Raw genomic sequence first — 3587 nt, 5'->3', positions numbered from 1 at the left:
TTGCATGATGGATTTGCCTCCGAGGTTGCCCGTAAACCGGTTAAGTTATGGCACAACTGGAACACATCGAAGCCATCGAAAAACGCCTGTGGCAAGCAGCGGACACGTTGCGCGCCAACTCCAACTACGCCAGCAACGAATACTTCCTGCCGGTGATGGGCCTGGTCTTTCTGCGCCACGCCTACAGTCGCTACCTGGCGGTGAAGGACAAGGTGGAAGCCAATCTGCCCGTGCGCCGCGGTAAGAAACTCCAGCCCAGTAAGGAGGACTTCTCCCAGCGGGGCGCCATTTTTCTGCGCCCCGAGGCTCAGTTCGAGCGCTTGGTCGCCCTGCCCGACGGCGCCGACCGCGCCAAGGCCATCATCAAGGCGATGGAGTCCATCGAGGGCGACTACGACAACCTGCGCGGCGCGCTGCCCAAGAGCGAATACCAGGAACTGAGCAACGAAGTCCTCGGCCAACTGCTGCGCACCCTGAACCCCGACGCGCTGAAGCGGGTTTCCGGCGATGTCTTCGGCCGCATCTACGAATACTTCCTCACCCAGTTCGCCGACCAGAAAGCCCACGATGACGGCGAGTTTTTCACCCCCGTCTCGCTGGTCTCGCTGATTGCCCATGTGCTCGACCCCGAACGCGGCACGGTGCTGGACCCGGCCTGCGGCTCCGGCGGCATGTTCGTGCAGAGCGCGCGCACCGTGGAGGAGCACGGCCGGAATCCCACCGAGCAACTCACCTTTCGCGGTCTGGAGAAAAATGCCACCACCATCCGCCTGGCCACGATGAACCTCGCTGTCCATGGTCTTGAAGGCGACATCAGGAAGGCCATCGCCTATTACGAAGACCCGCACAAATTTGTGGGCGGAGCGGATTACGTGATGGCCAACCCGCCCTTCAATGTGGACGAAATAGACGCCGACAAAGTGAAGAGCGATCCGCGCCTGCCCTTCGGCCTGCCTGGCGTCAACAAAAAGGGCAATGTTGGCAACGGCAATTATGTCTGGATCAGTTACTTCTACAGTTATCTCGGCGAAACCGGGCGGGCAGGGTTCGTCATGTCTTCGCAGGCATCCAGCGCCGGCGGCGGCGAGGCCCAAGTGCGCCGCAGACTGGTGGAGACTGGCGATGTGGAGGCGATGATCGCCGTCCGCTCCAACTTCTTCTACACCCGCACCGTGCCCTGCGAATTGTGGTTCCTCAACCGCGCCAAACCGAAAGCGCGCCGCGACCAGGTGCTGATGATTGACGCGCGTAACGTGTACCGCAAAGTCACGCGCAAGATCTGCGACTTCAGCCCCGAGCAGGAGCGAAACCTGCTGGCCATTGTCTGGCTGTACCGGGGCGAGACTGGACGCTACCTTGACTTGGTGGCCTCCTACTGCGCCCGCACGCTGGACGAGAGCGACGGGTGTTTCAGCGCCAGGGACGAAGACGGCAAAGCGGTACGACCGCTGCTGGATTTCCTCGCCTCGTTGCATTCGCTGCGCGGGACGCTGACGCCGTTGCTCAAAACCCTGGCGGCGGAGGCAGCCCCCGCCGGGGTTTTCAAGGAGCTGGATGATGCCGCGTGTGCCTTCGATAAAGATGCGAACGCCTTTCGGAAAACAATCTCCGGGCAACAAGCGGCATGGAAGAAACAGAAGCTTGCCAACGGCAAACTGAAACAAGCCGTCCATCGTCTGACGCCTGTTGCCGAAACCAGCCGCAACTTGGTCAAGCAGGCCGATCTGCTCTACCAACTCGCCACGCGGCTGATTGATGTCTGTAAGGAAGAGCGCGGCGCAAAAGCGAACGGCGCATGGAATAGCCGCGACATCGCCCGCACCCGCAAGTCCGTTGACAGTGCGCGCCGGCAGGCCGTGGAGCAACTCAAAAAGGTGCGCTACTTCTGGCGCCAGGCACGCTGGCTGACCGAGCGCTTCCCCGATGCGAAACTGCGCGATGTGGCGGGGCTGGTTAAACTAGTGGGCCGTGACGAAATTGAAGCCAGCGACTGGAGTTTAACCCCCGGCCGCTATGTGGGCGTGGCCCCGGAGGCGGAGGACGAGGGTTCTGACTTCGCCGAAACCTTGCGCGAGATTCATGCGGAATTGGAGGACCTTAACGCTGAGGCGGCGACGCTGGCCGCGACCATCAAGAAAAACTTTGAGGGGTTGGGGGTATGAGATGGGAGAGGAAACATCTCGATGTCGTTGCAGACTTTTGTCTGGGCAAGATGCTGGATCAGAAGAAGAACAGGGGTGATCTTCTCCCGTATCTAGCGAACGTGAATGTACGGTGGGGCGAATTCGACCTCAAAGATCTTCGGGAGATGCGCTTTGAGCATCGCGAATTGGATCGCTTTGGCCTGAAGTATGGCGACATTGTTATGTGCGAAGGAGGCGATCCTGGCCGCTGCGCGATCTGGAAGGAGCAGATTCCGGGAATGATGTTCCAGAAAGCCTTGCATCGGATTCGACCGCGCGAATGTTTGAATAAAGAGTTTCTGTTTTACTTATTTCTGCACAAGGGGCGGACTGGCCATTTCTCTCCTTTGTTCACCGGTGCGACGATCAAACATCTGCCCCGTGAGAAGTTGGCCAAGGTGGAAGTCGAGGTGCCCCCAATCCCTATTCAGGAGCGCATCGCCTCGATTCTCTCCGCCTACGATGGCCTGATCGAGAACAACCGGCGACGGATTCAGTTGCTAGAGAAATCGGCACGGCTCCTCTACAAAGAGTGGTTCATCCATCTCCGCTTCCCCGGCCATGAGCGCATCCCTGTTACCAACGGCGTGCCGGAGGGGTGGGAGAGAAAATCGCTTGGCGAGGTTCTCGTATATCTTGAGTCAGGCGGACGCCCGAAAGGCGGGGCCAAAGAAGAAGGTATCCCATCCATCGGTGCGGAAAATGTCATTGGTATCGGCCAGTATGACTATGCCAAAGAGAAGTATGTTTCGGAAGAATACTTTAGCGCTATGCGCAAAGGAGTAGTGCGGAGCCGCGATATAGTCGTTTATAAAGACGGCGCTAATATCGGGCGATCCTCGTATTTCGGTGATGGTTTTCCGCATAAACAGTGCGCTGTCAATGAGCACGTATTCACTCTGAGAGCGGCCCCGGAAGTGGGACAAAACCTGCTATACTTTTGGGTAGCCCAAGATGAAACGCGCCAGCACATCGCCAATCTCAACGCCAATACTGCGCAACCTGGCGTTAGTCAGGGTAAAATGAAGACCCTAACTTTCTTACAACCGCAACAAGCGATTGCGCGCCTGTTCAACGAGACGGTGGAGCCGGTTGTCCGGCAGATTTTTCTGCTTGCGCGGGAGAACCGGATGTTATCCCAGGCCCGGGATTTGCTTTTACCACAGTTGATGAAGGGAGATATATTGTCGCCCATCGTCTAATAGAGGAACTAAATCATGACCAAACAGCAATCAACTTTTCCCGTGAATCTGTTCTATAGTTATTGTCATTCAGATCAGCAGTACAAGGAATCTATGGAGCGTGCTCTCGTTCTGCTCAACAAAAAAAATTTGCTCAAGAGCTGGTCTGACCAAGACATTCTTCCTGGTCAATCAATTTCCACGAGCATAAAGGAAAAGATGG

Annotated in this window: 3 protein-coding genes; all 3 read left to right on the top strand. The window is 57.2% G+C overall.

Features of this window, described 5'->3' with window-relative positions; genetic code table 11:
* The first annotated feature begins 47 nt into the window (after positions 1-47).
* On the top strand, positions 48-2162 hold the full coding sequence (locus tag OXU43_03450) for an N-6 DNA methylase (GenBank protein MDD9824215.1): 2115 nt from the start codon (positions 48-50) through the stop codon (positions 2160-2162).
* On the top strand, positions 2159-3385 hold the full coding sequence (locus OXU43_03445) for a restriction endonuclease subunit S (protein MDD9824214.1): 1227 nt from the start codon (positions 2159-2161) through the stop codon (positions 3383-3385). Before OXU43_03450 ends, OXU43_03445 begins: the two co-directional genes overlap by 4 nt.
* A gap of 15 nt (positions 3386-3400) precedes the next feature.
* A partial coding sequence (locus OXU43_03440; protein ID MDD9824213.1) for a hypothetical protein occupies positions 3401-3587 on the top strand: 187 nt, incomplete at its 3' end.

The sequence above is a fragment of the Gammaproteobacteria bacterium genome, from assembly GCA_028817255.1.
Lineage (GTDB): Bacteria > Pseudomonadota > Gammaproteobacteria > Porifericomitales > Porifericomitaceae > Porifericomes > Porifericomes azotivorans.
The sequence above is the reverse complement of the archived record's forward strand: the minus strand, read 5'-3'. Positions and strand labels throughout refer to the sequence as shown.

Coding starts and splice junctions, on each gene's coding strand:
- OXU43_03450 (MDD9824215.1), top strand. CDS start 48: ATGGCACAACTGGAACACATCGAAGCCATCGAAAAACGCCTGTGGCAA.
- OXU43_03445 (MDD9824214.1), top strand. CDS start 2,159: ATGAGATGGGAGAGGAAACATCTCGATGTCGTTGCAGACTTTTGTCTG.